This is a genomic window from Pseudoalteromonas sp. NS-SX12, from assembly GCF_057367955.1.
Window position 1 is genome coordinate 1,656,798 of record NZ_CM170634.1, and the last position, 24,602, is coordinate 1,681,399.

Annotated in this window: 23 protein-coding genes; 16 read left to right on the forward strand and 7 right to left on the reverse strand. The window is 41.7% G+C overall.

What is annotated here, in order from left to right; translation table 11 throughout:
• Window positions 1–9 precede the first annotated feature (9 nt).
• Genes AC2IOM_RS07735 through AC2IOM_RS07745 form a run of 3 tightly spaced genes read right to left on the reverse strand, consistent with a single transcriptional unit; the run spans window position 10 to window position 3,228 of the window.
• Window positions 10–1,026 (reverse strand): aspartate carbamoyltransferase, encoded by a 1,017-nt coding sequence (locus AC2IOM_RS07735; protein WP_010561800.1) that lies wholly within the window; start codon window positions 1,024–1,026, stop codon window positions 10–12.
• 48 nt (window positions 1,027–1,074) lie between these two features.
• Entirely contained in the window at window positions 1,075–1,509 is a 435-nt protein-coding gene (locus tag AC2IOM_RS07740; RefSeq protein ID WP_486358029.1) for a CopD family protein, read from the reverse strand.
• Between the two features lie 12 nt (window positions 1,510–1,521).
• Window positions 1,522–3,228, reverse strand: a complete 1,707-nt coding sequence (locus tag AC2IOM_RS07745) for a chloride channel protein (RefSeq protein ID WP_010561798.1) — start codon at window positions 3,226–3,228, stop codon at window positions 1,522–1,524.
• 217 nt (window positions 3,229–3,445) lie between these two features.
• Here AC2IOM_RS07745 and erpA point away from each other — a divergent pair, with 217 nt between their 5' ends.
• The 4 genes from erpA to AC2IOM_RS07765 all read left to right on the forward strand — a co-directional run bounded on the left by erpA (window position 3,446) and on the right by AC2IOM_RS07765 (window position 9,090).
• Window positions 3,446–3,784 carry an iron-sulfur cluster insertion protein ErpA gene (erpA, locus tag AC2IOM_RS07750; RefSeq protein WP_010561797.1) on the forward strand — a complete coding sequence of 113 codons (339 nt, stop codon included), beginning with the start codon at window positions 3,446–3,448 and terminating at the stop codon, window positions 3,782–3,784.
• Window positions 3,785–4,055: 271 nt separating this feature from the next.
• Window positions 4,056–5,144 carry an efflux RND transporter periplasmic adaptor subunit gene (locus AC2IOM_RS07755; RefSeq protein ID WP_486358030.1) on the forward strand — a complete coding sequence of 363 codons (1,089 nt, stop codon included), beginning with the start codon at window positions 4,056–4,058 and terminating at the stop codon, window positions 5,142–5,144.
• A gap of 11 nt (window positions 5,145–5,155) precedes the next feature.
• The gene (locus tag AC2IOM_RS07760) at window positions 5,156–8,272 is read left to right on the forward strand and encodes an efflux RND transporter permease subunit (protein ID WP_486358031.1); all 3,117 of its coding nucleotides are present in this window, start codon (window positions 5,156–5,158) and stop codon (window positions 8,270–8,272) included.
• Between the two features lie 578 nt (window positions 8,273–8,850).
• Entirely contained in the window at window positions 8,851–9,090 is a 240-nt protein-coding gene (locus AC2IOM_RS07765) for a helix-turn-helix domain-containing protein (RefSeq protein WP_010561794.1), read from the forward strand.
• A gap of 42 nt (window positions 9,091–9,132) precedes the next feature.
• Here the strand turns inward: AC2IOM_RS07765 and AC2IOM_RS07770 are convergent, their stop codons facing one another.
• From AC2IOM_RS07770 to AC2IOM_RS07785, 4 genes are read right to left on the reverse strand one after another with little or no spacing between them, the layout of a single operon-like run.
• Window positions 9,133–10,488: an AmpG family muropeptide MFS transporter gene (locus AC2IOM_RS07770; protein ID WP_486358032.1), complete on the reverse strand. Its 1,356-nt coding sequence runs from the start codon at window positions 10,486–10,488 to the stop codon at window positions 9,133–9,135.
• A gap of 44 nt (window positions 10,489–10,532) precedes the next feature.
• A complete protein-coding gene (locus AC2IOM_RS07775) occupies window positions 10,533–11,153 on the reverse strand; it encodes a peptidylprolyl isomerase (protein WP_486358033.1) in 621 nt (206 codons plus the stop codon).
• 12 nt (window positions 11,154–11,165) lie between these two features.
• Entirely contained in the window at window positions 11,166–11,726 is a 561-nt protein-coding gene (locus AC2IOM_RS07780; protein WP_100913928.1) for a YajG family lipoprotein, read from the reverse strand.
• A gap of 2 nt (window positions 11,727–11,728) precedes the next feature.
• A complete protein-coding gene (locus tag AC2IOM_RS07785) occupies window positions 11,729–12,898 on the reverse strand; it encodes a methyltransferase (RefSeq protein WP_486358034.1) in 1,170 nt (389 codons plus the stop codon).
• 42 nt (window positions 12,899–12,940) lie between these two features.
• Here AC2IOM_RS07785 and AC2IOM_RS07790 point away from each other — a divergent pair, with 42 nt between their 5' ends.
• The 12 genes from AC2IOM_RS07790 (at window position 12,941) to nqrF (ending at window position 24,535) form a co-directional block, all read left to right on the forward strand.
• Window positions 12,941–13,552: an alpha-ketoglutarate-dependent dioxygenase AlkB family protein gene (locus AC2IOM_RS07790; protein WP_138630400.1), complete on the forward strand. Its 612-nt coding sequence runs from the start codon at window positions 12,941–12,943 to the stop codon at window positions 13,550–13,552.
• Window positions 13,553–13,581: 29 nt separating this feature from the next.
• A complete protein-coding gene (locus AC2IOM_RS07795; protein WP_010561788.1) occupies window positions 13,582–13,890 on the forward strand; it encodes a BolA family protein in 309 nt (102 codons plus the stop codon).
• A gap of 207 nt (window positions 13,891–14,097) precedes the next feature.
• Window positions 14,098–14,550: a TRAP transporter small permease subunit gene (locus AC2IOM_RS07800; RefSeq protein ID WP_486358035.1), complete on the forward strand. Its 453-nt coding sequence runs from the start codon at window positions 14,098–14,100 to the stop codon at window positions 14,548–14,550.
• Window positions 14,550–15,929 carry a TRAP transporter large permease gene (locus AC2IOM_RS07805; protein ID WP_486358036.1) on the forward strand — a complete coding sequence of 460 codons (1,380 nt, stop codon included), beginning with the start codon at window positions 14,550–14,552 and terminating at the stop codon, window positions 15,927–15,929. The genes AC2IOM_RS07800 and AC2IOM_RS07805 overlap by 1 nt, the downstream gene beginning before the upstream one ends.
• A gap of 30 nt (window positions 15,930–15,959) precedes the next feature.
• Window positions 15,960–17,057 (forward strand): TRAP transporter substrate-binding protein, encoded by a 1,098-nt coding sequence (locus tag AC2IOM_RS07810; protein WP_486358037.1) that lies wholly within the window; start codon window positions 15,960–15,962, stop codon window positions 17,055–17,057.
• 133 nt (window positions 17,058–17,190) lie between these two features.
• Window positions 17,191–18,378, forward strand: a complete 1,188-nt coding sequence (fabV, locus tag AC2IOM_RS07815) for an enoyl-ACP reductase FabV (RefSeq protein ID WP_100913921.1) — start codon at window positions 17,191–17,193, stop codon at window positions 18,376–18,378.
• 375 nt (window positions 18,379–18,753) lie between these two features.
• On the forward strand, window positions 18,754–20,097 hold the full coding sequence (locus AC2IOM_RS07820; RefSeq protein ID WP_486358038.1) for a Na(+)-translocating NADH-quinone reductase subunit A: 1,344 nt from the start codon (window positions 18,754–18,756) through the stop codon (window positions 20,095–20,097).
• A gap of 4 nt (window positions 20,098–20,101) precedes the next feature.
• Entirely contained in the window at window positions 20,102–21,301 is a 1,200-nt protein-coding gene (locus AC2IOM_RS07825) for an NADH:ubiquinone reductase (Na(+)-transporting) subunit B (RefSeq protein WP_010561782.1), read from the forward strand.
• Window positions 21,294–22,040, forward strand: a complete 747-nt coding sequence (locus AC2IOM_RS07830; RefSeq protein WP_486358039.1) for a Na(+)-translocating NADH-quinone reductase subunit C — start codon at window positions 21,294–21,296, stop codon at window positions 22,038–22,040. The genes AC2IOM_RS07825 and AC2IOM_RS07830 overlap by 8 nt, the downstream gene beginning before the upstream one ends.
• The gene (locus AC2IOM_RS07835; protein ID WP_054980658.1) at window positions 22,040–22,669 is read left to right on the forward strand and encodes an NADH:ubiquinone reductase (Na(+)-transporting) subunit D; all 630 of its coding nucleotides are present in this window, start codon (window positions 22,040–22,042) and stop codon (window positions 22,667–22,669) included. The genes AC2IOM_RS07830 and AC2IOM_RS07835 overlap by 1 nt, the downstream gene beginning before the upstream one ends.
• 10 nt (window positions 22,670–22,679) lie before the next feature.
• Window positions 22,680–23,288, forward strand: coding sequence for an NADH:ubiquinone reductase (Na(+)-transporting) subunit E (nqrE, locus tag AC2IOM_RS07840; protein WP_010561779.1), 609 nt, complete (start codon window positions 22,680–22,682; stop codon window positions 23,286–23,288).
• Between the two features lie 20 nt (window positions 23,289–23,308).
• A complete protein-coding gene (gene nqrF / locus AC2IOM_RS07845; protein WP_486358040.1) occupies window positions 23,309–24,535 on the forward strand; it encodes an NADH:ubiquinone reductase (Na(+)-transporting) subunit F in 1,227 nt (408 codons plus the stop codon).
• Window positions 24,536–24,602 lie beyond the last annotated feature (67 nt).

The following is a 24,602-nucleotide window of genomic DNA, read 5'->3' on the forward strand; positions in this document are numbered from 1 at the left end:
CAAATAAGATTAGGTATTTTGTTTACGGCTGAACCATGGCACTTCGGTTTCATATTTGTCGACGAGACCGTCAACACCTAGCGTTAATGCAAATAGCGCCATACGCACCAGTACACCATTTTGTACTTGGCGGAAAATCGCTAGGTTATCATTACTGTTTAAGTCGTTATCAAGCTCATTTGCATCACCACGGCTGTCGCGCGGTAGTGGGTGCATTAGTACAGAGTTTGGTTTGCAGTGGGCATCGTAAATTGCTTGGCTAATACGGAAGCCTCCACGATACTTATTTGCTTCTTCTTGCGATGGGAAACGCTCTTCTTGAATGCGTGTTTGATACACGATATCGGCTGCAAGATTACCTTCCATTTGGTTGACGATTTCGACTTGGTGACCTGCATTAGTTACGGTATCAACAATGTAGTCAGGCATTTGCAAGCCATCGGGCGCGACAAGTGAAAATTTTACGTCTTTATAATGGCACAGTAGTTTTGATAGTGAATGTACTGTACGGCCGTATTTTAAATCACCGACAAGGGCAATGTGCATACCGTCAATATTGCGGTCAAAGCGCGCAAGTTCTTTATCAATTGTTAGTAGGTCAAGTAGCGCTTGTGTTGGGTGTTCGTTTGGACCGTCACCACCATTAAGTACTGGTACCGTTGAACCATTAGCAAATTCGGCAACCGAGTGTGCTTCTGGGTGACGCATCGCAACGGCATCTGCGTATGATGAAATTACACGAGCGGTATCATACAGAGATTCACCTTTAGCAAGCGCCGAGGTTTGCATGCCGGTTGTTTCACGCACAAGGCCGCCAAGCAAGTTAAACGCGGTACCAAAGCTTACGCGGGTACGGGTGCTTGGTTCGAAAAATAAGTTTGCAAGAATAGCACCTTCAAGTACTTTGGTGCGTTTTTGCTTCTTTGCATACGGCTCCATTTTCTTTGCAACATTAAAAATGGTTTCAATCGCATCGCGGTTTAACTCATTTACAGACAGAACATGCTGGCCAACAAAGTTTGACATGATAAAGATCCTGAACAGTTATTTTCGGGCGCTAATATAGCAGATTTTTTATAAAGTTGGCTTCATTACCGCTAAGATAACAATCGCAAGCAGTACTAAAACAGGTAATTCATTGAATATGCGATAAAACTTATCGCTTCGTTGGTTTCTATCGTGCTTAAAATCGGCCAGTAGTTTAAAGCAGTAGCCGTGGTAAATATAAAGCAAAATGACCAGCACTAATTTGTAATGTAGCCACATGCTGGCGCGGAACCACTCTCGGCCATACATTACAATTAAAGTGATACCAAAAACGCCCGTTAAAATAGCAAACGGTGTAACAAAAAAGAGTAAACGGCGCTCCATGATTTTTAGCATGGCACTGTTACTGCGCTCTTCGGTAAGTGCGTGATAAACAAATAAACGGGGTAGGTAAAAAATGCCTGCAAACCAAGCAACCATAAAAAAGATGTGAAGCGCTTTTATCAGTAATAGGGTGTTCATTATTGTTATATCCTAAAGCAATGCGTTGCGGATCATTAAAATTTGGCGAATGTCATCCCAGCGGATAATGCCTAAAATATCATTGTCTTTGAGTTGATCATATACGTAAATAACCCCTGAACGATTGTCGCGTAAAATCTCAAATGCATCACCAAGGGTGGCTTGGCTGGTAACACCTTGCATTTCGATATAGCGGATTGACACACTTTCTTCAGCGGTAAGGTTTAAGTCGTATTCAGCAAGGCGATAGCCGTTTTCATCATCAAAAACAATTAGTGGGGTTTGCGCGTCTGCTGCATCAAGAGACTCAGCGATAAGCGATTTATCATCGCTGTAAAGTAAGTTGAATTTATCGCTCATTTCCTCAATAACCCCGACTTTTTGCAGTGCTTCTACGGCAGGGGAAACCTGATATTTAAGCCCTTGAAAGTCCAGTTGTTGTAAGAAAATGGAACGGTTGCCAAAGCCTTGGAGTGCGGTTAAATACGCAGATACAATTACTAACATAGCTGGCACAATAATACTGTGGCTAGCGGTTAGTTCCATTACTGTCATTAGAGCTGCGAGTGGCGCATTGAGCGTTGCTGCAAGCAAGCCAGCCATACCAAGTACTGCGTAAGTGCCTGTAATGTTTACTTCAGGGCTAATAAACGCAGCAAAGTAGCTCATTAATGAGCCTAAAATAACGCCAAGTCCAATAACTGGGCCAATGATCCCGCCAGGAATACCTAATCCTAAGGCAAATAAGGTTGCTAATAATTTAGCGATTAAAATGGTGGTCAGTAACTGAACCTGCTCGGGGGAACTCACTGCAATATCTATGGCGCTCATACCTGAACCCATGGCTTGTGGTACTAAGTAACCAATTGCACCAGTAATAATGCCTGCCAAAATAAGGCGAGGAAACATATTTACCGATTTAAAGGTGCGAATTATCAACATCAGGTTTTTGTTAAAGCCGTAAGCAACCGCACCGAGCACAATGCCACAGACCACTAGATAAGGGTAATGCCAAGGTGGTATTGATACCACTTGAATTAGCGCCAGTTCTGAATCGGAGCCAAAAACAAATTGGGTGGTGATAGCACCTGTTACCGATGCCAGAATCACTGGTACGAAAATATGCACTTTGTACTCTCTCAGTACCACTTCCATTACAAAAATAACCGCTGCGAGCGGGGTGTTAAATGATGCCGAAATACCCGCAGCTACACCGCATCCCGTTAACGTACGCATGGCATTAAAAGGCAAATGCAAATAACTGGCAATGACACTGGCACCCGCTGCCCCCATGTGTACTGATGGGCCTTCTCGTCCCACTGAAAAGCCGCTAATAAGCGCAATTGCCCCGCCAACAAATTGGTTTACGGCATTCCATATAGGCATTTGGCCATAGTTTTGTTTAATGCGGTGAATAACGTAGGGAATACCGAGGCGATAATGCTTAAAACCTGTTAGGTAAGCAAAAGTAGCAATAAATACCGCGGCAAGAATAGGTAGTATTAATCTCTCAGTTTCAGGAAGTTGAGTGAAGTTATCGTATTCGCTGACAAAGCCGCTTTGGCCAATTAATACCACTAAGCGAAACATAATAATCAACATGGCGGCAACTAAGCCCGCTAGCACACCTAGTAACGCTAATTGAATACTCGATTTTGGACGAGCAACGACCCTTCGTAAGGCCGCCAAATTATCGGTTACTTTTTGGCTAAATGTCATGCGATTGTTATCGGTAATTCAGAGGGTTAATTATGACGTAATTATAACAGCATAATAGCAATAAAAAATAAGTTAATTTGTATAGCGAGTAATGATCTAAAGCAATAAATGCGTTAGATACTTCGTTACTTTAATATCACCAAAGGGAATAGCGCTAAACTTGATTAAATTGGTCAGGTATTAGATAATTCGGCCATTCATATAAATGGGTCGAAGTATGTCTGATCAACTACCAATTAAATTTAGCGAAAATGCTGCAAATAAAGTAAAGCAGCTTATCGAGGAAGAAGAAAACCCAGCATTAAAATTACGTGTTTACGTAACGGGCGGTGGGTGTTCAGGTTTCCAATATGGTTTTACATTTGATGAGAAAACCAATCCTGGCGATTTAGAAATCGAGAAAAGCGGTGTAACTCTAGTAGTTGACCCAATGAGTCTTCAGTACCTAGTTGATGGCGAAGTAGACTATACCGAAGGTCTAGAGGGTTCACGTTTCTTTGTAAACAACCCAAATGCAACAACAACCTGTGGTTGTGGCGCATCATTTAGTGTTTAACTAAATAGACAAATAGCAAAATTTAAAATGCCACTTTATGTGGCATTTTTTGTGCCTGAATTGGATGGAGTTTTGTTGTTGCTTATTGACCAAGCCCACTAGGCTTACAAAGCAATGCCGCGATCAAACAGCTTTGGACTTGAACAGAATTTAGACCACAAAGAACAACACGCTCGAGTGCAGAGTGTTACATTTTTTAACTTACATATATTGTTGAGAAGTATTATCATCAAATAAGGAAATATCTGCCACATCAGTTCCGGAGACAGGAATGCACCTAATTAACAAGCTACGCACTCAGCTAAACGAAAAGCCTTATATCATCGCTATTTTTATTACTGTTTTTATTATCTTATGGATGATGTCAGGTGGCTCAAATGCCAATGAGCAAAGCACCTCAGAATCCCAGCAGCGTATCGCTAGAGTTAAAGTAGAAACCTTGCATGCCAAGCCAATTAACCGCTCATTGCAACTTTATGGTCGCACCGAACCAAATAAGGTTGCCCGTGTAGCCGCTCGTCAAGAAGGTGAAGTAATAGAGATTCTTGTTAAAGAGGGTCAGTTTGTTGAGCAAGGTACGGTTATTCTTAAACTTGATAAGTCCGATTTAGATTCACAAATTACCGCAGCAAAAGCATTGCTTGAACAAAGCGAAGTAGAGTACCAAGGAGCACTCAAGCTAAAGCAAAAAGGCCTTAATGACCAATCTGCGTTAGCGCGTGCAAAGGCAAGTTTAGAGCAGGCTAAAGCGAGTCTGGCAAATCTTGAACTATCACTTAAACGAACAGAAATTAAAGCACCGTTTTCAGGTGTAATTAATCAACGCCTTGTTGAGTTAGGTGATTACTTAGGACGTGGCGACCCAATTTTAGAGTTGGCTGATTTAAACCCGCTTGTAGTACGCGCCGATGTAACGCAAAAAGAAGTGATGGGATTAAATGTAGGACAAAGTGTATCGGGTTTATTTATTAACAACAAAACCTACAGCGGAAAAATTCGTTATATCGCTTCCGTTGCTGATGAGGGCACTAACACATTTAAAATTGAAGCGGCATTTGATAACCCAAATATGCAGTATCGTGCGGGCTTTTCTACCCAGCTTGATATTACTTATGATGAAGTCAACGCGATTCATTTAAGCCCAGCATTTATGGCGCTTGATGAAGACGGCAATATTGGTGTTAAAACGGTTGATAACAATAACCGCGTGGTGTTTTCGCCTATTGATGTTGTGAAGTCAGAAGCTTCTGGCGTGTGGATGGCCGGACTTGGCGAAAGCGCAAATGTGATTACTCTAGGTCAAGGTTTTGTGCGAATTGGCGATACGGTTGAACCTGTGTTTGCCAATGAGCAAGAGTAGAGGGCTGCACAATGCGCACATTAATTGATGCTTCACTCAGTCGCACTCGTACCGTTTTATCAATATTCATTTTATTGATTATTTCGGGCTGGGTGACTTACCAAAATATTCCAAAAGAAGCGAATCCCGATGTCACCATTCCATTTATTTATGTATCGATAGTACATGATGGCATTTCGCCAGAAGATGCTGAGCGTTTGTTAGTGCGTCCAATGGAAATTGAACTGCGCGCTATCGAAGGGGTAAAGGAAATGACGGCGGTTGCTAGTGAAGGTCACGCATCCGTTACGCTTGAGTTTTTTGCAGGCTCTGATCCAAAAGAAGCGCTTGCTGATGTGCGCGACAAGGTGTCGCTCGCAAAAGCAAAGCTGCCGTCGGAAACCGAAGAGCCAGAAGTACACGAAGTATTGATGGAAGATCAGCAACCAACAATTACTTTAACGCTATCGGGCGATATTCCTGAACGCGGCTTATTAACGCTTGCACGTAATCTAAAAGATGAGTTGGAATCAATCTCAAGTGTGTTAGAGGTCGAAATCGGCGGCGAGCGCGAAGATATGGTTGAGATTGTTGTCGACCCACTTTTAATGGAGTCGTATGGTCTTGACCAAAGTGATATCTATAGCTTACTCACCAATAATAACCGCTTAGTTGCAGCGGGCACACTGGATACGGGTAAAGGCCGTTTTGCGGTAAAAATTCCATCTGTTTTTGAAACTATTCAAGATGTTATGGAACAACCAGTAAAAGTATCGGGTGATAAAGTTGTACGCTTTATGGATGTAGCGCAAATTAGACGCTCTTATAAAGATCCAAATTCGATTGCTCGCATAAATGGCCAACAAGCGGTATCGCTCGAAGTTAAAAAGCGTGCTGGTGAAAACATTATTGATACGGTTGATCAAGTCAAAGCCAAAGTGGAAGAAAGCAAAGCAATTTGGCCAAATCATATCAAGGTCACTTATACCGGTGATATGAGTAAAGACGTAAAAGACATGCTGTCTGACTTACAAAATAATGTGCTTTCTGCCGTGCTTTTAGTCGTTATTGTGATTATCGCGATCTTAGGCACGCGCTCAGCGTTTTTAGTGGGAGTGGCCATTCCAGGCTCATTCCTCACCGGTATTTTAGTGATTGCGATATTCGGTTTAACGGTCAACATTGTTGTACTGTTTGCCTTGATTATGGCGGTAGGTATGTTGGTAGATGGCGCCATTGTTGTAAGTGAATTTGCCGACCGTATGATGAGTGAAGGCATGCCGCGTAAAAAAGCCTATGCGGTTGCTGCTAAGCGCATGGCATGGCCGATTATTGCATCAACAGCCACTACTTTAGCGGCTTTTGCACCACTGATTTTTTGGCCGGGCATGATGGGTGAATTTATGAAGTATTTACCGATTACCTTAATTGCCACACTCTCTGCGTCATTAGTAATGGCGCTGGTATTTGTGCCAACAATTGGTAGTTTAATTGGTAAAGTTCGCCCGCTGACAGATGAGCAAAAGCAAAATCTATTGGTAGCGGAAGAAGGTAACTTAACGCAATTAAAAGGCGCAACAGGGCGTTATGTTCGTTTACTTGACCGTGCGATTAAGCGTCCTTTACTAAGCTTGTTTGCCGCTATTGGTTTTTCTGTTTTAGTGTTTATTGGTTATGGCATGTCAGGACTTGGCGTTGAGTTCTTTCCTGATGTAGAGCCGAATGGCATTAACTTAAAGGTGCGCAGTTACGGTGATTTGTCGATTTATGAAAAAGACCAAATCATGAAAGATATTGAAGCGCGTATCTTAACGGTTGAGGGCATAAAAACTCTGTATTCTCGCTCCGGTGGCAAAGATATCGTCGGATCACTGCGTATGAACTTAAAAGACTGGGATAAACGACGCCCGGCAGATCTAATTATTGAAGAAGTGCTTGGCAACACTTCAGATATGGCTGGTGTGGAAATTGAAATCCGCAAAGATGAAAATGGTCCCGGCGGCGGCAAAGATTTATCAATTGAACTCAGTTCTAAGTTCCCAAATGTATTAAATGAAGAAGCTCGCCGTATTCGCAACGCGATAGAAAACGACGGCGCTTTTGTTAATGTGGACGATTCCGCCTCAAAGCCAGGTATTGAATGGCAACTCAAACTAAACCGTGCAGATGCCGCGCGTTTCGGTGCAGACGCAACCATGCTTGGCGCCAACGTGCAAATGGTAACTAACGGTTTGAAATTAGGTGAATATCGCCCTGATGATGTCGATGATGAAATTGATATTCGTGTCCGTTTTCCAGCAGATAAACGTGATTTAGGCCGATTAGAGACGTTAAGAGTAAAAACCCAGCATGGCCAAGTGCCAATTACGCATTTTATTGAGCGTAAAGCGGTACAAAAAGTAGATACCATTAATCGTGTTGATAGCCATCGAGTAGTTACGGTGAATGCTGATGTTAAAGTAGGTCAACAACTAGGTAAGGCGCTACCGCGTCTACAAGCGCAACTTGAAGCGCAAGGGCTAGATCCTCGCGTGAAACTAAAAGTGCGTGGTGAAAATGAAGAGCAAGATGAATCTATGGTGTTCTTAGAAAAAGCCTTCTTAGTGGCACTTTTTGTGATGGGTATTATCTTAGTTACCCAATTTAATAGTTTCTATCAAGCAATGCTGATCTTAAGTGCAGTGCTGTTTTCAACGGTGGGTGTATTCTTAGGCTTGATTATCTTGCAACAGCCATTTGGCATTGTGATGTCGGGCATCGGTGTTATTTCATTAGCAGGAATAGTGGTTAACAATAATATTGTATTGATTGATACCTATAATGTTCTTCGCAGACAAGGTATGGACCAACACGAGGCGATTTTGCGAACCGGTGCTCAGCGCCTAAGACCTGTGCTGTTAACAACCGTTACCACGATACTGGGCTTAATGCCTATGGTACTGCAAATTAATATCGACTTATTTAACCGCGAAATAGCGTTTGGTGCGCCGTCAACGCAATGGTGGGTGCAATTAGCAACGGCTGTGGCCGGAGGCCTTGCCTTTGCAACAGTGCTTACCTTAGTACTGACACCGTGTTTATTAGCACTTAGGAAAAAGCCGATGCAATATCAAGATGCCGAGATTGTAGAGCACAAACTGGCAAGCTAGCTTAAGTTTAAAATAAAAAGAGCATCAATTGGTGCTCTTTTTTTATGTTAGTTTGTTTTCGTCAGGTGCAGCATTAGGGTAAAAAACGCCAAAATAACGCAGCTAACACCGAGAATATAAAAAAATCCTTTCTTCCCTTGTTTTAATGGGATGTTGTTTACCTTAAGAAAGTAAAACCACGCAAAGCACAGTAAAACTGGCAGTAAAAAAAACAATCTAATCATAAAGATGAATACTTATTTATTGTTTTATTAGGTTATAGCAAAACGCGGAAATCTGCCACAATTGAAAATATTGACTATATTTTAGCTAGTCACTTTGACCGATAGACGAAAATATTAGTACTAAATTTTTATGCGCTTTTAATAATTACTTATACTGGATCAATCTAATTCCTGCATTTGGTCGCTATAATTTGTAGATTAACCGCAAAATTTGTAGGGCATTTACTCAAAGTAGGTAGAATGTGCTAACTAAAATTTTATGCTAGGTATTGTGTATTCTTACCAATATTCTCAGTGTGGTTTAAGTGGGTTGATAGAATAGAGCATTTCCAATCATCAATAGGAGAAGTAATTATGATGGGGAAAACAGTTGCGTCGGAAGAAAATTCGCGTTTAACACAATGGCTTAAAGTAAAACGCCAAGAGAAAGGCCACACTATGCGCAGCCTTGCACAGGTGCTTGGAACACCGCATTCATTTGTTGGCAAAATTGAAAACCAAGAACGTCGTTTAGATGTTGTTGAATTTATTCGTTACTGCCAAGCGCTTGAAATAGATCCAATTGAAGGCTTAACGCTATTAAAAAGTGAATAAACATTCACTTTATTTTAAGTAATTTAATGATGCATGGATGCACTACTGCTTGCTATGAAAGCTTGCTTCCAATGCCATTAGGCGCTTTCTAATTAAAAATAAGAAAATTAAAGACGGTATTACCATTAGTGCTGTAAGTAAGAAAAACAGCGCCCAATTCCCATTTAAGTAGTCAATTAAATACCCTGACGACCCTGATAAAAACGTTCTTCCCAAATTTCCTAGCGATGCAAGTAACGCATAATGTGTAGCACTAAATGCGCGGTCACATAACATTGAGATAAATGCCACCATGGCGACTAAAGACCATGCTTGAGTAAAGCCATCTACCAAAATGGCCATGGCGTATAGGCTCTCTTTTGGTCCTACCAAAGCGATAACTGAAAACATTAAGTTAGAAGCTGCCATTGCAATACCGCTAATAAATAAGCCTTTTACAATACCGTAGCGTGAATTAAATAAGCTGCCGAGAAAGGCAAATACAATGGTAATTAAGCCGGTACCAAGTTTAGAGTAGGTGGCAATTTGTGAATTACTAAAACCAATTTCTTTGTAAAAGACAATCGACATTCTTCCTAAAAAGGCTTCACCAATTTTAAACAGAAATATAAAGGCCAACAGCGCGAGTGCCGTTTTTACACCGTTACGATTAAAGAAAGCTTTAAATGGTTCGGCAATTGTCACCCAAAGCCAAGCGCCAATGCGTTTTAAAAATGATGCATCAGTTTGAATAAACTCAGCTTCAAGCGCTTTATGAACATATTCGCGATTTGAATCGGGCTCTTTCGCAAAAAACACACCTAGCATCAGGGCCAACATTATCAGTGCCAACACAAAGTAAACATGCGTCCATTGCCAGTTGGGTAGATCAGCCATGTAAAAAGGTACAGCGCCTAATAACGCATAGCCTGTCCACCAACCTGACGTCGCCATCGTCGCGGCGGCCGTTGTTTTATGGGTCTCGTGCTCGTTGAGAGTATCAATACGAAAGGCATCGATAGCGATATCTTGGGTAGCCCCAGCAAGCGCGATAACAAAACAACACAGTGCTACGGTTTGCAATTGGTTTTGAATATCAACTTGGCTTAGCCATAAGGTTGCCAGCAAGATAAATACTTGGCTTAGCAAAATCCAACTGCGACGTTGTCCCAGTAATTTGTGAAGTAGGGGTAACTTTACGCGATCAACTAAAGGCGACCATAAGAAATTAACGCTGTAGCACACAAAGACGATGCCAAAAAGGCCTATCATTGAACGTGATAAGCCTTCGTCTTTCAGCCACGCTGACATTACTGAACCAATCAGTATCCAGGGAAAACCGCTCGCGATGCCAAATGCAAATACATTGATTAAGCGGCGATCTTTAAAATAGCCAAGATACTCTGAAACAGTAACCATAGTTGTTTTACTTTACCTATTATTCTTATTATTGAGCGTTGTGTTTATTGTATAGGATCAAGCACTTGTGCTTTTAAAATCACGACAGGTTTCTTTGGTACAAAGCACCAACCCAGTTTGTCGTGGCAGCCGGTTTCAACACGCATTATTTTATCGAGTGTTTCTGAGCCTTCGGTAACATAGCCAAATACAGCAAAGCCCCATTCACGACCAGGGTTTAAATGGTCATTGTCGTTCATATTGAAAAAGAACTGACGTGTGGCTGAATGTGGTTTGCGGTCTTGATAGGCCATTGCGATAGTGTACATATCGTTTTTTAAACCATTGCCACTTTCGTTTGGAATTGCAGGCCCCATGTATGCGCCGTCGTAATCTTTATCGTAACCGCCACCTTGAATTACAAAGTCACGCTCTTGCTCTGCATCGTGTTCAACGCGGTGAAAAACGGTATCTTCGTAGCCACCATCAACTACGTAACCTAAAAAGTTATTTACCGTAATAGGCGCTTTACGACGGTCTAATTCAACGGTGATATCACCCATGGTGGTGGTCAATTTAACCAAAGGGAAGGCGTTATCTTTTTGTACAAACTCGCCTTTTTTAATCAGATTAGCAGCGCTTGAAAAGCTCGTTAGTAGTACGAGTAATGAGATTAAATACTTCATAATATGTTACTCCTAGCGATTAACCGCGTTAACAAATTCTGGGTCTGTCACAATACGTGTGATCATTTCTTCAATTAAACGATTAACTTGCTGTTCTACTTTTGCTTTATCAAAGCCAAGTGGCGCTTCACTTTGCTTATTGCCTTTATAGCGCTTTGCAAAACGGTGCTCTGTGGTTTCAATCACTACTTCAAGCTCAGCATTAGTAATTGTGGTGTGCTTGTGTAATTGCTGTTTAATCGTGGTATCTAATCGCTGAATATTAACATCGAGCGCCTTACCCATACCGCTATTGTTTGCACCCACTTGGGCTAATGCTTGTTCAATTGCTGGCGTAATTGACTCGGCAAGGTATTTATCGGCAAGCGTTTGGTTACCATCGCTATTTTTAATGGTAACTGTGGTAAAGCTCGCACGGCGGTCATTGACTGATAAACTCACATCTTGCTGCACCATTTTTTGGTGTGTTTGAGTATAGTTAGGGCTGAATATAAACTTCTGTGACGGTGTGCTGCATCCAGCAAGAAAGCCCAAAGTGAGGGCCAAAACGGTAACTTTATATTTTGCATTCATAATTATAATGCTCTCTTTTTAGCGCTTAAAACGACAAATTTCTTATTTGAGCCTAATAGCTTGTAGCCACCAAATAGGCGTTTTAGCTTTTCATGGTAATTTAAATGGCGGTTGCCAACAATACGCAATTCGCCACCGTCACGTAAACAGCGGAAACTATCAACAAACATTTGCCATGCAATATGGTCCGTAACGGCTTGTTGTTGGTGAAATGGCGGGTTGCATAAAATCAAATCGGCACTATTACTTTCTACGCCTGTGAGACAGTCATTGTGTAAAAAAGTGCAGTTTTCTAACTGTTCTGGCAGATTTGTTGTGACATTGTGCTTAGCTGACGCAACAGCCATTGCTGACTCGTCAACAAAAGTAACAAGCGCGTTGGGGCAGCGTTCAAGAGTGGTTAAACCAATGACACCATTGCCACAGCCTAAATCGATGATGCGCTGCTTTTTACTTCCTTGTGGTAAGTAATTGATAAAAAAGCGTGCACCAATATCTAACGAATCACGACTAAACACGTTGGCGTGATTTGTGATGGTAAACTGCGTTTTTTCAAGAGGCCAAGTGATTGGAAACTTACTCTCTTGAGCTTTATTGTGTTGCTTGCTCAAGATTAAACGGGCTTTTTTAACCGCTAATGAGGTTGCGGTTGGCCCTGAAAAACGTTCAAATAACTGAATCGTAGACGAGTGAATGTCTTTTACTTTACCAGCAGCAATAATCGGGGTGTCTTGGCGTAAAACTTTACTCAATTGACTAAGTAAAAAAGTTAAGTAACCCGCGTTTTTCGGTACTTTAATAAGGACTAAGTCAAGATCGTTTGGTAGAGCATCTAAGCTTTTTAAAAACACTGTGTTTTCACCAGTGAGCTGATTTTGCTCAAGGTTGTAATGTGCAGCCTGTTCTGCCACAAACGAATCATTCAGATGGTAGATAAACGCATGGTTAAATGCACAGGCCAGTGCGCCAAAGCCGTCGTTAATGATAAGTACTTTGCTACTGTTTTCTACTAACTGCTGCTGTTCAATATAATTTACTAAATATTCATCAGCCGCGTCCCATGCTTGTAAGCTCGCGTTTTTTTGTTTGAGCGGAAAGCGTGATAGGGTAAATGTGTTCTCACCTAATTGAGCAATTTCATTTAGCTGTGAGTCTGATGATGTTTGCGACATAACGGTGTTGTAAATTTATTTTTAAAGGTGCAGTAGTTTATCATGGCTTGGAATGTTTCTAACAGCATTGAGCGAATAAATAAGGCGCAATGTGTCGCGCCAGACTTTTACTATTTTGAACACTTTATTGCAGAGCAAAAAGCGCTTTCCTTGTATCAACAATTACTGGCTTTAGAGTGGCAGCAACCAACGCTGACCATTTTTAACAAACAACATACTATTCCGCGTAAACAAATCTATATGGGCGATGCGGGGACTGGCTACCGCTACTCTAATCAACTGTTTTTGCCCGAGCCTTGGCATGCCAGCGTACTTAATTTAAAAAATAGCCTTAATAATTGGTTTGGCACACAGTTTAATGCTGCGCTGCTTAACTGGTATCGCAATGGCGAAGATAAAATGGGATGGCATGCGGATGATGAGCCAGAACTGGGGTTTTACCCAACCATAGCATCGATTTCCCTAGGTAGCTCACGCAAGTTTAAAATACGCGAAAACACTTCAAAGCATGTGACGGATCTAATTCTCAGTAATGGCAGTTGTTTGTTGATGACAGGAGACAGTCAGCGCGATTATCAACATTCATTACCGGTACAAAAGCGTGTTAATGATGGTCGAATAAATCTGACGTTTCGCACTGTTTGTGGCATATAATAGGCAAAAATTTTTAATGAGAATTAATTATGTCGATGTTAGAGCAAATAGAATCAAAGCTAAAAAACGCGTTTTCTTGTGAACATTTAGAAGTGATTAATGAAAGTCATATGCATAGTCGTGGCACAGAATCACATTTCAAAGTGATTGTTGTTAGTAACGATTTTGAAGGTAAGCGTTTACTCCAGTGTCATCGTATGATCAACGAGGTCCTTGCTGATGAATTGGCGAATCATATTCATGCGTTAGCAATTCATACTTATACGCAATCGCAGTGGCAAAATGCTGATATTCCTAATTCACCTAAGTGTTTAGGTGGTTCTAAATTTGATCAGTAAGTAACAAATACACCTCATTTTTCTAATGTCCAGCCTTTGATGTGCAACAGGTTGGACTTTTCTCCTTGTTAATTAGGTGTTACATTTTTCCTTTTAAAATGATAACAATAATTAACAATGAGTGCAGTCAACTCTAATTCCTCTTCATCACATTTTATTAAAATCGCCAACCTTCTTGATGCTTTTATAGAGCGAATAGGGCAAACGGTGGCATGGTTTAGTTTTGCGATGGTGCTGATTATGTTTTTAATCGTGCTATTGCGCTATGGCTTTAGCCTTGGTTGGATAGCCATGCAAGAAAGCGTGCTTTATCTTCATGCTTATTTATTTATGTTGGGTTGTAGCTACGCGTTAAAACACGATGAGCATGTGCGTGTTGATGTATTTTATCGCCGCTTTTCAAAAGCGAAAAAAGCCTTTGTTAATTTAGTAGGCCACTTAGTGTTATTGTGGCCTGTTGCTATTTTTATTCTGTTTGTAAGTTTCGATTATGTTGCCGTGTCTTGGCAAATTAAAGAGCAATCGCAAGAAGCTGGTGGCCTACCATTTGTTTACCTATTGAAAAGCTTGATCCCGTTAATGTGTATTTTATTACTGATACAAAGCCTGAGTGAAATTTGTAAGAGCTTAAATGCGCTTTTCAATAAAGGAGATGCGTAATGGAATATATGGCAATTTTACTCTTTATATGTGTTTGCGTTGTACTTTTAATGGGTTTTCCAGTGGCATTTTCATTAGCGGGAACAGCGCTTATTTTTGCAGGTATAGGCAGTCTGTTTGGTATTTTTGATGGGGCGTTTTTACATGCGTTGCCAAATCGTTTATTTGGCATAGTCACTAATAGCACTTTAATTGCTGTGCCATTATTCGTCTTTATGGGCGTAATGCTAGAAAAATCGAAAGTTGCTGAAAACTTACTGGATGCCATGGCCGTGGTTATGGGTAAACGCAAAGCGGGCATGGGTATTGCGGTAACCTTAGTGGGCATGTTGCTTGCCGCAAGTACGGGTATTGTGGGTGCAACCGTTGTAACTATGGGGCTATTGGCATTGCCAACCATGTTAAAGCGCGGCTATAGCGAACAATATAGCTGCGGCATTATTACTGCAACGGGCACGCTTGGGCAGATCATTCCGCCTTCAATCGCATTGGTATTACTGGGTGATGTGTTGTCTAGTAGCTATCAGCAAGCACAACTTAATATGGGAATTTTCACTCCAGAGAATGTCAGTGTAGGCGATTTATTCGCAGGTGCTGTGATCCCTGGCATCATTTTGGTGGGGCTTTATATTCTGTACTCAGTGTTTGTTGCGGTATTTAAACCAGAACAAGTTCCTGCATTATTGGATGAAGATATCGAGCATATTAAAAAGCGCAAGCAAGTGTCGCTATTTGTAGCGCTTGTGCCGCCACTGATGCTGATTTTTATTGTGTTAGGTTCTATTTTGTTTGGTATTGCCACACCAACAGAAGCCGCTGGTGTTGGCGCATTTGGCGCCATTATTTTAGCCGTTTGGCAAAAGCAGTTTAACCTTACAAATTTAAACGCGGTAATGCAAAGCACCACCAAAGTGACTGCCATGGTGTTTATGATTTTAATCGGTGCATCGCTGTTTTCACTGGTTTTTAGAGGGTTTGGCGGCGAAGAACTGATTGCTGAAATGTTTGAAGCACTGCCCGGTGGCTTATTTGGTGCCATGCTCGTCGTGATGCTAGTGATGTTTTTACTTGGCTTTATTTTAGATTTTATTGAAATCACCTTTGTCGTAGTGCCAATTGTTGCACCGATTTTATTAATGATGGGGGCTGATCCAATCTGGCTTGGCATTATGATTGCGGTGAATTTACAAACCTCGTTTTTAACCCCGCCTTTTGGCTTTGCACTGTTTTATTTACGCGGTGTTGCACCAAAATCGGTGTTAACCTCGCAAATTTACAAAGGCGTGATACCTTTTATTATTATTCAATTGATTTTATTGGCGTTAATGGCAGCGTATCCAAGTTTAGTAACGTGGTTACCTAGCCAGCTTTATGCATAAAATTATTGCAATGGAACGCACGGAGGAAGCATGAAAAAACTAAGTACACTAATCACTTCAATTGCCTTGGCGGTTGGTTTAAGTGGTTGTGGTCAAGAACAACAAACCAGTAATGCAACAACAAACACGGTCGAACAGCAACAAAGCTTTAAATGGAAGCTAGTGACCAGTTGGCCAAAAAATTACCCAGGGCTAGGTACCGCGCCAGAGCGTTTTGCACAAAACGTGGAAGCAATGAGTAATGGCCGTTTAAAAATTAAAGTGTATGGCGCAGGCGAATTAGTTCCTGGATTTGAGGTATTTGATACCGTATCGAGCGGTACCGCTGAAATGGGTCATAGCGCAGCCTATTATTGGAAAGGAAAAATTCCTGCGGCGCAATTCTTTACCGCAATACCGTTTGGCATGAATGCACAAGAAGTTAACGGCTGGTTGCACCATGGCGGTGGTATGGAATTATGGAAAGAGCTCTATGAGCCTTATAACTTAATTCCCGCGGCCGGTGGCAATACCGGCGTACAAATGGCTGGCTGGTTTAAAAAAGAAGTGAATAGCGTAGAGGATTTAAAAGGCTTAAAAATGCGTATTCCGGGTTTAGGCGGTGAAGTGCTCGAAAAACTCGGTGGTGTGCCATTGTCTTTAACAGGTGGTGAAATTTTCACTGCACTGCAAACTGGTGCTATTGATGCCACCGAGTGGGTTGGTCCGTATAACGATTTAGCCTTTGGTTTAAATAAAGCAGCAGAGTTTTATTACTATTCTGGCTGGCATGAACCAGGCGCGAATTTAGAGTTTCTAATTAATAAAGAGGCGTTTGCTTCATTACCAAGTGATTTACAAGCTATTGTGACCTCAGCGATGCGAACTGCTAATCAGGATATGCTTGATGAATACACTGCACGCAACAACACAGCGCTTGATCAGCTGAAAAACAAGCACAATGTGAAGCTGCGTAAATTCTCCCCAGAAGTAATGCAGGCGCTAAAAGCTGCGACCATGGAAGTAATTAGCGAGCAAGCACGTAATGATGAAGCAGTGGCAAAAGTATGGCGTTCTTACTCAGAGTTCTTACAGCAAGTTAAGGCGTATCATCAGATTTCAGAAATGGAATATTATTCGAATCGATAACACGATAAGATGATAGGGGGCGTAAGCCCCTTTTTTATGAAAATTATTTGCTGATCAGACCTGTTTGGCAGTGCTTTGCTTTAAACTAGCAACAATTTTAAAAGATTTTATTAGGTAAAAGTGGAATTAACTTATGGTTATCAAGCCTAAAATTCGTGGTTTTATTTGTACAAACGCGCACCCAGTAGGCTGTGCAGCTCATGTGAAAGAGCAAATTGAATATGTGAAGTCTCAAGGCCAATTAGAAACTGGACCTAAAAACGTATTAGTAATTGGTGCATCTACTGGCTACGGTCTTGCATCACGTATTACTGCAGCATTTGGCGCAGGCGCAAAAACGTTAGGTGTGTTCTTTGAAAAAGAAGGTACGGAAAAGCGTACAGGTTCTGCAGGCTGGTACAACACAGCGGCATTCCAAGCAGAAGCTGAAGCGGCTGGCCTTTGGTCAAAAAACATTAATGGCGATGCATTTTCTAACGAATTAAAAGAAAAAACGATTGCAACCATTAAAGAAGAGCTAGGTAAAGTTGATTTAGTTATTTACAGCCTTGCTTCACCACGTCGTACCGATCCAAATACAGGCGAAACCTATTCATCAGTACTTAAGCCAATTGGTAACTCTGTAACAACTAAAAACTTAAACACGTCTAAGCGTGTTATCGATGAAGTAACTGTTGACGCAGCAAGTGAAGAAGAAATCGCTAATACTGTAAAAGTTATGGGCGGTGAAGACTGGGAAATGTGGCTTGATGCGCTACAACAGGCTGATGTACTTGCTGACGGTTTTAAAACAACAGCTTACACCTACATTGGTAAAGAATTAACCTGGCCAATCTATGGCCATGCGACAATCGGTAAAGCAAAAGAAGACTTAGATCGTGCTGCCGCAGCAATTAAAGATAAAACGGCGAACCTAAATGGTGAAGCGTATGTTTCTTCACTAAATGCTGTTGTAACGCAAGCGAGCTCAGCAATTCCAATTATGCCACTTTACATTTCTGGTCTTTTCAAAGTAATGAAAGAAGATGGCACTTACGAAGGCACAATTGAGCAGATCAATGGTTTATTCCGTGAAAACCTTTACGGTGATAACCCACGTTTTGACGAAGGCGGCCATTTATTCCAAAACTACAAAGAGTTGGAAGATGATGTGCAAGCACGCGTACAAACTATTTGGGATACTGTAGATAGCGATTCAATTGACGAACTTACGGATTACGTGAGCTATCACAATGAATTTTTAAAACTATTCGGTTTTGGTATCGACAGCGTGGATTACGACGCTGATGTAAACCCAGTTGCAGATATCGAGTTAGTGTAAAACTCTGACTCTCTTTTTAGAGTTCAGAAGGTTGGTGTTGTAGTACGCCGATATTCTGAACTCTTAATTCTCAATTCCACTAATCTTCTTCCCCCTGAAAATTTCTCACATAACACTTTTGGCTAATTGATTTAATTGAAATGGTGATCGACCCAGTAGATTAGAGCGTTTAGTAACTTGTAAAGTACAAATTTTAGGCTTTAATTTGTAAGCATAAATTTCAATTTAGACTCGCATAGTCATCCGAATTAATGTTAAAATTCGGGGAATATGTATAGATTCGATTGTATCGCCTAATATTTGCACTTTCGTGAATGTTTGGTGGTACATGGTTAGATTTTTCAGTTTCTTTTCATTAATGTAATGCAAGTGCGTATGATCAACATAAAAAAAGGTCTGGACTTGCCAATTGAAGGCGCACCTTCGCAGGTGATTCATGACGGTTCTGCCGTTAAACGAGTCGCTGTGCTAGGTGAAGAATTTATTGGTATGCGTCCTACCATGCATGTTCGTGTGGATGACCAAGTCAAGAAAGGCCAAGTTCTTTTTGTCGACAAAAAGAATCCTGGCGTTAAGTATACTGCACCAGCCTCTGGTGTTGTTAAAGAAGTCAATCGCGGTGCTAAGCGTGTATTGCAATCTGTTGTTATTGAAGTTAACGGCAGTGAGCAAGAAACGTTTGCGTCTTTCTCGGCAGGTGAGCTAGCGAGCCTTGACCGTGCAAAAGTGCAAGAAGTACTGGTTGAATCAGGTCAATGGCCGGCGCTTCGTACCCGTCCATTCAGTAAAGTTCCAGCTTTGGATTCAACGCCAAGCTCGATCTTTGTTACTGCAATTGACACTAACCCATTAGCAGCAGACCCAGCAATTGTTATTGCTGAACAAGCTGAAGCGTTTGAAGCAGGCCTTGCGGTTGTTTCTCGCCTAACTGACGGTAAAGTGTTTGTATGTAAGGCGCCTGGTGCAACTGTTCCTTCTTCATCTGTAGCTCAAGTAGAAGTACATGAGTTCGGTGGTAAGCACCCAGCAGGTTTAGTAGGTACTCACATTCACCACTTAGACGCTGTTTCTGCTAGCAAGCAGGTATGGCACTTAGGTTACCAGGATGTGATTGCATTCGGTAAACTATTCCTAACAGGTGAAATCTTCACTGATCGCGTTGTGTCGTTAGCAGGTCCTACTGTTAAAAACCCACGCTTAATCAAAACTCAACTAGGTGCATCTACAGATGACATCGTTGCTGGTGAGTTAGAAGATGGCGAAAACCGTGTGATTTCTGGTTCTGTACTTTCGGGTACTACGGCAAGTGGCCCTCATGCTTTCTTAGGTCGTTACCACACTCAGATCACAGCATTATTAGAAGGTCGTGAAAAAGAATTATTCGGCTGGATTGCTCCAGGTGCGAAGAAGTTCTCTGTAACACGTACTTTCCTATCGCATTTAGCGCCTAGTCGTTTATTCAAAATGACGACATCAACAGGTGGCTCAAGCCGTTCTATGGTGCCAATCGGTAACTACGAGCGCATTATGCCTTTAGATATCCTTCCTACTTTATTACTTCGTGATTTAATCGCGGGTGATTTAGATGGTGCGATTTCGCTAGGTGCACTTGAGCTAGATGAAGAAGATTTAGCGCTATGTACCTTCGTTTGTCCAGGTAAATACGAGTACGGTCCAATCCTTCGTGAACGCCTGACTACTATTGAGAAGGAAGGTTAATCCCATGGGCTTAAAGAAGTTTCTTGAAGATATCGAGCCGCATTTTGAACCAGGTGGTAAACACGAAAAATGGTATGCACTGTATGAAGCAGCTGCGACTATTTTCTACACGCCAGGTCATGTAACTAAAACCGGCTCTCACGTACGTGATAATATCGACCTTAAACGTATTATGATCTTAGTGTGGATGGCGACATTCCCAGCTATGTTCTTCGGTATGTTTAACATTGGTCATCAAGCGTCAATCGCGCTTGCTAATGGTTTCGCTTTAGGTGATTCATGGCAGGTTGCTTTATTCCAAATGTTTGGCGGTGAATTAACTGCAACATCGGGTTGGGGCGCTAAAATGTTCTACGGTGCTTGTTTCTTCCTACCAATTTACGCAACTGTGTTTGCTGTAGGTGGTTTCTGGGAAGTACTATTTGCATCGATTCGTAAGCACGAAGTTAATGAAGGTTTCTTCGTAACATCGGTACTATTCGCACTTATTCTGCCAGCGACGATTCCGCTTTGGCAGGTAGCACTAGGTATTACCTTTGGTGTAGTAATGGCGAAAGAAGTATTTGGTGGTACAGGCCGTAACTTCTTAAACCCAGCGCTTGCTGGTCGTGCATTCCTATTCTTCGCATACCCTGCACAAATCTCTGGTGATACTGTGTGGACAGCGGTAGATGGTTTCTCTGGTGCGACTATGCTTGGCCAAGCGGTTGTTGGTAGTGTTGACTACAGCAACATGGAGCTATGGTGGAATGCATTCTACGGTTTCGTTCAAGGTTCTGTAGGTGAAACGTCGACACTAGCACTGATGATTGGTGGTTTAGCACTAATTTACTTCCGTATCGCTTCATGGCGCATCGTACTGGGTGTGTTTGCAGGTATGGTTGCAATGTCATTCTTATTAAATGGTATCGGCTCTGAAACCAATAACATGTTCGCTATGCCTTGGCATTGGCACCTAGTGCTAGGTGGCTTCGCATTTGGTATGTTCTTCATGGCGACCGACCCAGTTTCTGCATCTTTTACAGATAAAGGTAAGTGGGCATACGGTATTCTTATTGGTGTAATGGTTGTATTAATCCGTGTTGTAAACCCTGCATACCCAGAAGGTATGATGCTAGCAATCCTATTTGCTAACTTGTTTGCACCGTTATTCGACCACTTTGTAGTTCAGTCGAACATCAAGAGGAGATTGGCTCGTGGCTAGTAATAACGAATCTATCGGCAAAACACTTGGTGTTGTAGTTGGCTTATGTTTAGTGTGCGCGGTAGTTGTATCGCTTGCCGCTGTGCAACTTCGTCCGCTACAGCAAGCAAACAAAACACAAGACGTTCAGCGTAATATTCTAGCTGCAGCTGGTTTTGCTGACGTTAAAAATGTGTCTGAAACATTCAATGCAAACATTGAAGCTCGCGTTGTTGATATGAAAACAGGTGAGTTTGTTGACACTGATCCAAACAGCTTTGATTTTGAAATGACTAAGTTCGATGCTAAACGCAGCATCAAATTAGACAAGAAAGACGATAAAGCAGGTGTTCAGCGCATGACAACTGAGTCGCCAGTTTATTTTGCAAAAAATGACAGCGGTAAAGTAGAAACAATCATTCTACCAGTTCAAGGTTACGGCCTCTGGGGTATTATGTACGGTTTCTTAGCGTTAGATACTGACACTAAAACAGTTAAAGCGATTAACTTCTACAAGCACAATGAAACGCCGGGTCTAGGTGGTGAAATCCAAAACCCTAAGTGGACTGCGACTTGGGAAGACAAGCAATTACCAGTTGATATCGTAAAAGGTACAGCGGGTAACAATGTGCATAAAGTGGATGGTTTATCGGGTGCAACGCTTACTTCTGTTGGTGTTGATAACACATTCAAGTTCTGGACAAGCGAAAAAGCGTTTGGTCCATTCCTAGCGAAAGTACGTGAAGGAGCATTGAACTAATGGCTAATTCAAAAGAAATGAAAGAAGTCTTGTTTGGTCCTGTTTTTGCAAACAACCCAATTGCACTTCAAGTACTGGGCATTTGTTCTGCACTAGCAGTAACTTCAAGCCTTAAAAATGCGCTTATCATGTCAATCGCATTGACATTAGTAACGGCTTTCTCGAGCTTATTCATCTCGATGATCCGTAACCACATTCCATCAAGCGTACGTATCATCGTACAGATGACGATTATTGCATCATTAGTAATCGTTGTTGACCAAACGCTACAAGCGTTTGTTTACGCAACAGCGAAAGAGCTTTCGGTATTCGTTGGTCTAATCATTACTAACTGTATTGTAATGGGCCGCGCGGAAGCATATGCAATGAAGTCGCCACCAATGATGTCTTTCCTAGACGGTATTGGTAATGGTCTTGGTTATTCAGTAGTACTACTAACAGTTGGTTTCATTCGTGAACTATTCGGTAAAGGTACGCTGTTTGATGTTGAAATCTTACCATTAGTTTCTGAAGGTGGTTTCTATCAGCCAATGGGTCTTCTAATTCTTCCACCAAGTTCTTTCTTCATCATTGGTTTATTCATTTGGGTACTTCGTACTTATAAGAAAGACCAAGTAGAGAAAGCATAAGAGGTAAGAGATGGAACATTATATTAATCTATTTATCAAAGCGGTTTTCATTGAAAACTTAGCGCTTTCTTTCTTCCTAGGTATGTGTACATTCCTAGCGGTATCAAAGAAAGTTACTACCTCTTTAGGTCTTGGTGTTGCTGTAATCTTTGTACTAGGTGTTGCAGTACCAGTAAACAATTTGGTTTACCACAACTTGCTTGCACCTGGTGCACTTGAGTGGTTAGGTTACCCTGAAGCTGACTTAAGCTTCCTTAAGTTCCTAACATTCATCGGTGTTATCGCAGCACTTGTGCAAATCCTTGAAATGGCACTTGATAAGTTCTTCCCACCGCTATACAACGCGCTGGGTATATTCTTACCACTTATCACCGTAAACTGTGCGATTTTTGGTGCAGTAGCATTCATGGTTGAGCGTAACTATAACTTCACTGAATCAGTTGTATTTGGTATTGGTTCTGGTGTTGGTTGGGCGCTTGCGATTGTTGCGCTAGCGGGTATTCGTGAGAAGATGAAGTATGCTGATATTCCTGATGGTCTTCGTGGTTTAGGTATTACCTTTATTACTGTAGGTCTTATGGGTCTTGGCTTTATGTCATTCTCTGGTATTTCACTTTAAGGTAGCGAGGAAACTATACGATGGAAACAGTTGTATTAGGCGTAAGCATGTTTATCGCTATTGTTGTGATCTTAGTCCTGATTATCATCGCGGCTAAATCAAAACTAGTACCTAGCGGTAACGTAACGATTGGTGTTAATGGTGATCCTGAAAAAGCGATTATCACACAGCCAGGTTCAAAACTTTTAGGCGCATTAGCCGATGCAGGTATCTTCGTATCATCTGCATGTGGTGGCGGTGGCTCATGTGGTCAGTGTCGCGTAGACGTTCATTCAGGTGGTGGTGACATTCTGCCAACTGAGCTTGACCATATTACTAAAGGTGAAGCGCGTGAAGGTTGTCGTTTAGCGTGTCAGGTTGCTGTTAAAGGCGACATGGAAATTGAACTTGAAGAGTCAATTTTCGGTGTTAAAAAGTGGGAATGTACAGTTATCTCAAATGATAACAAAGCGACATTCATTAAAGAGCTTAAGCTTGCAATTCCTGATGGCGAATCTGTACCTTTCCGTGCAGGTGGTTATATCCAGATTGAAGCACCAGCTCACCATGTGAAATATGCAGACTTCGATATTCCTGAAGAATATCGTGGTGACTGGGAGCACTTTGGCTTCTTTGCTCTTGAGTCAAAAGTTGATGAAGAGACTATCCGTGCATATTCAATGGCTAACTACCCAGAAGAAGAAGGCATTATCATGCTTAACGTGCGTATCGCTACGCCGCCACCGCGTGATTTAAGCTTACCTTGCGGTAAGATGTCATCTTACATCTGGTCACTTAAAGAAGGTGACAAGGTGACAATTTCTGGTCCGTTCGGTGAGTTCTTCGCGAAAGACACAGACGCAGAAATGGTATTCGTTGGTGGTGGTGCAGGTATGGCGCCAATGCGTTCGCACATTTTCGACCAGCTTAAGCGTCTTAACTCTGACCGTAAGATGAGCTTCTGGTACGGTGCGCGTTCTAAGCGTGAAATGTTCTACGTTGAAGATTTCGATGGCCTACAAGCTGAGAATGATAACTTCGTATGGCACTGTGCATTATCAGATCCACAACCAGAAGATAACTGGGAAGGTTACACAGGCTTTATCCATAACGTTCTTTATGAAAACTATTTACGTGATCATGAAGCGCCGGAAGACTGTGAATACTACATGTGTGGTCCGCCGATGATGAACGCGGCAGTAATTAACATGCTGAAAGACTTGGGTGTTGAAGATGAAAACATCCTACTTGATGACTTCGGTGGTTAATTCACAGGTAAAAAGATAAATTTTTACGATACAATTCAGGCTCCTAAATCGACTATAATGATTTAGG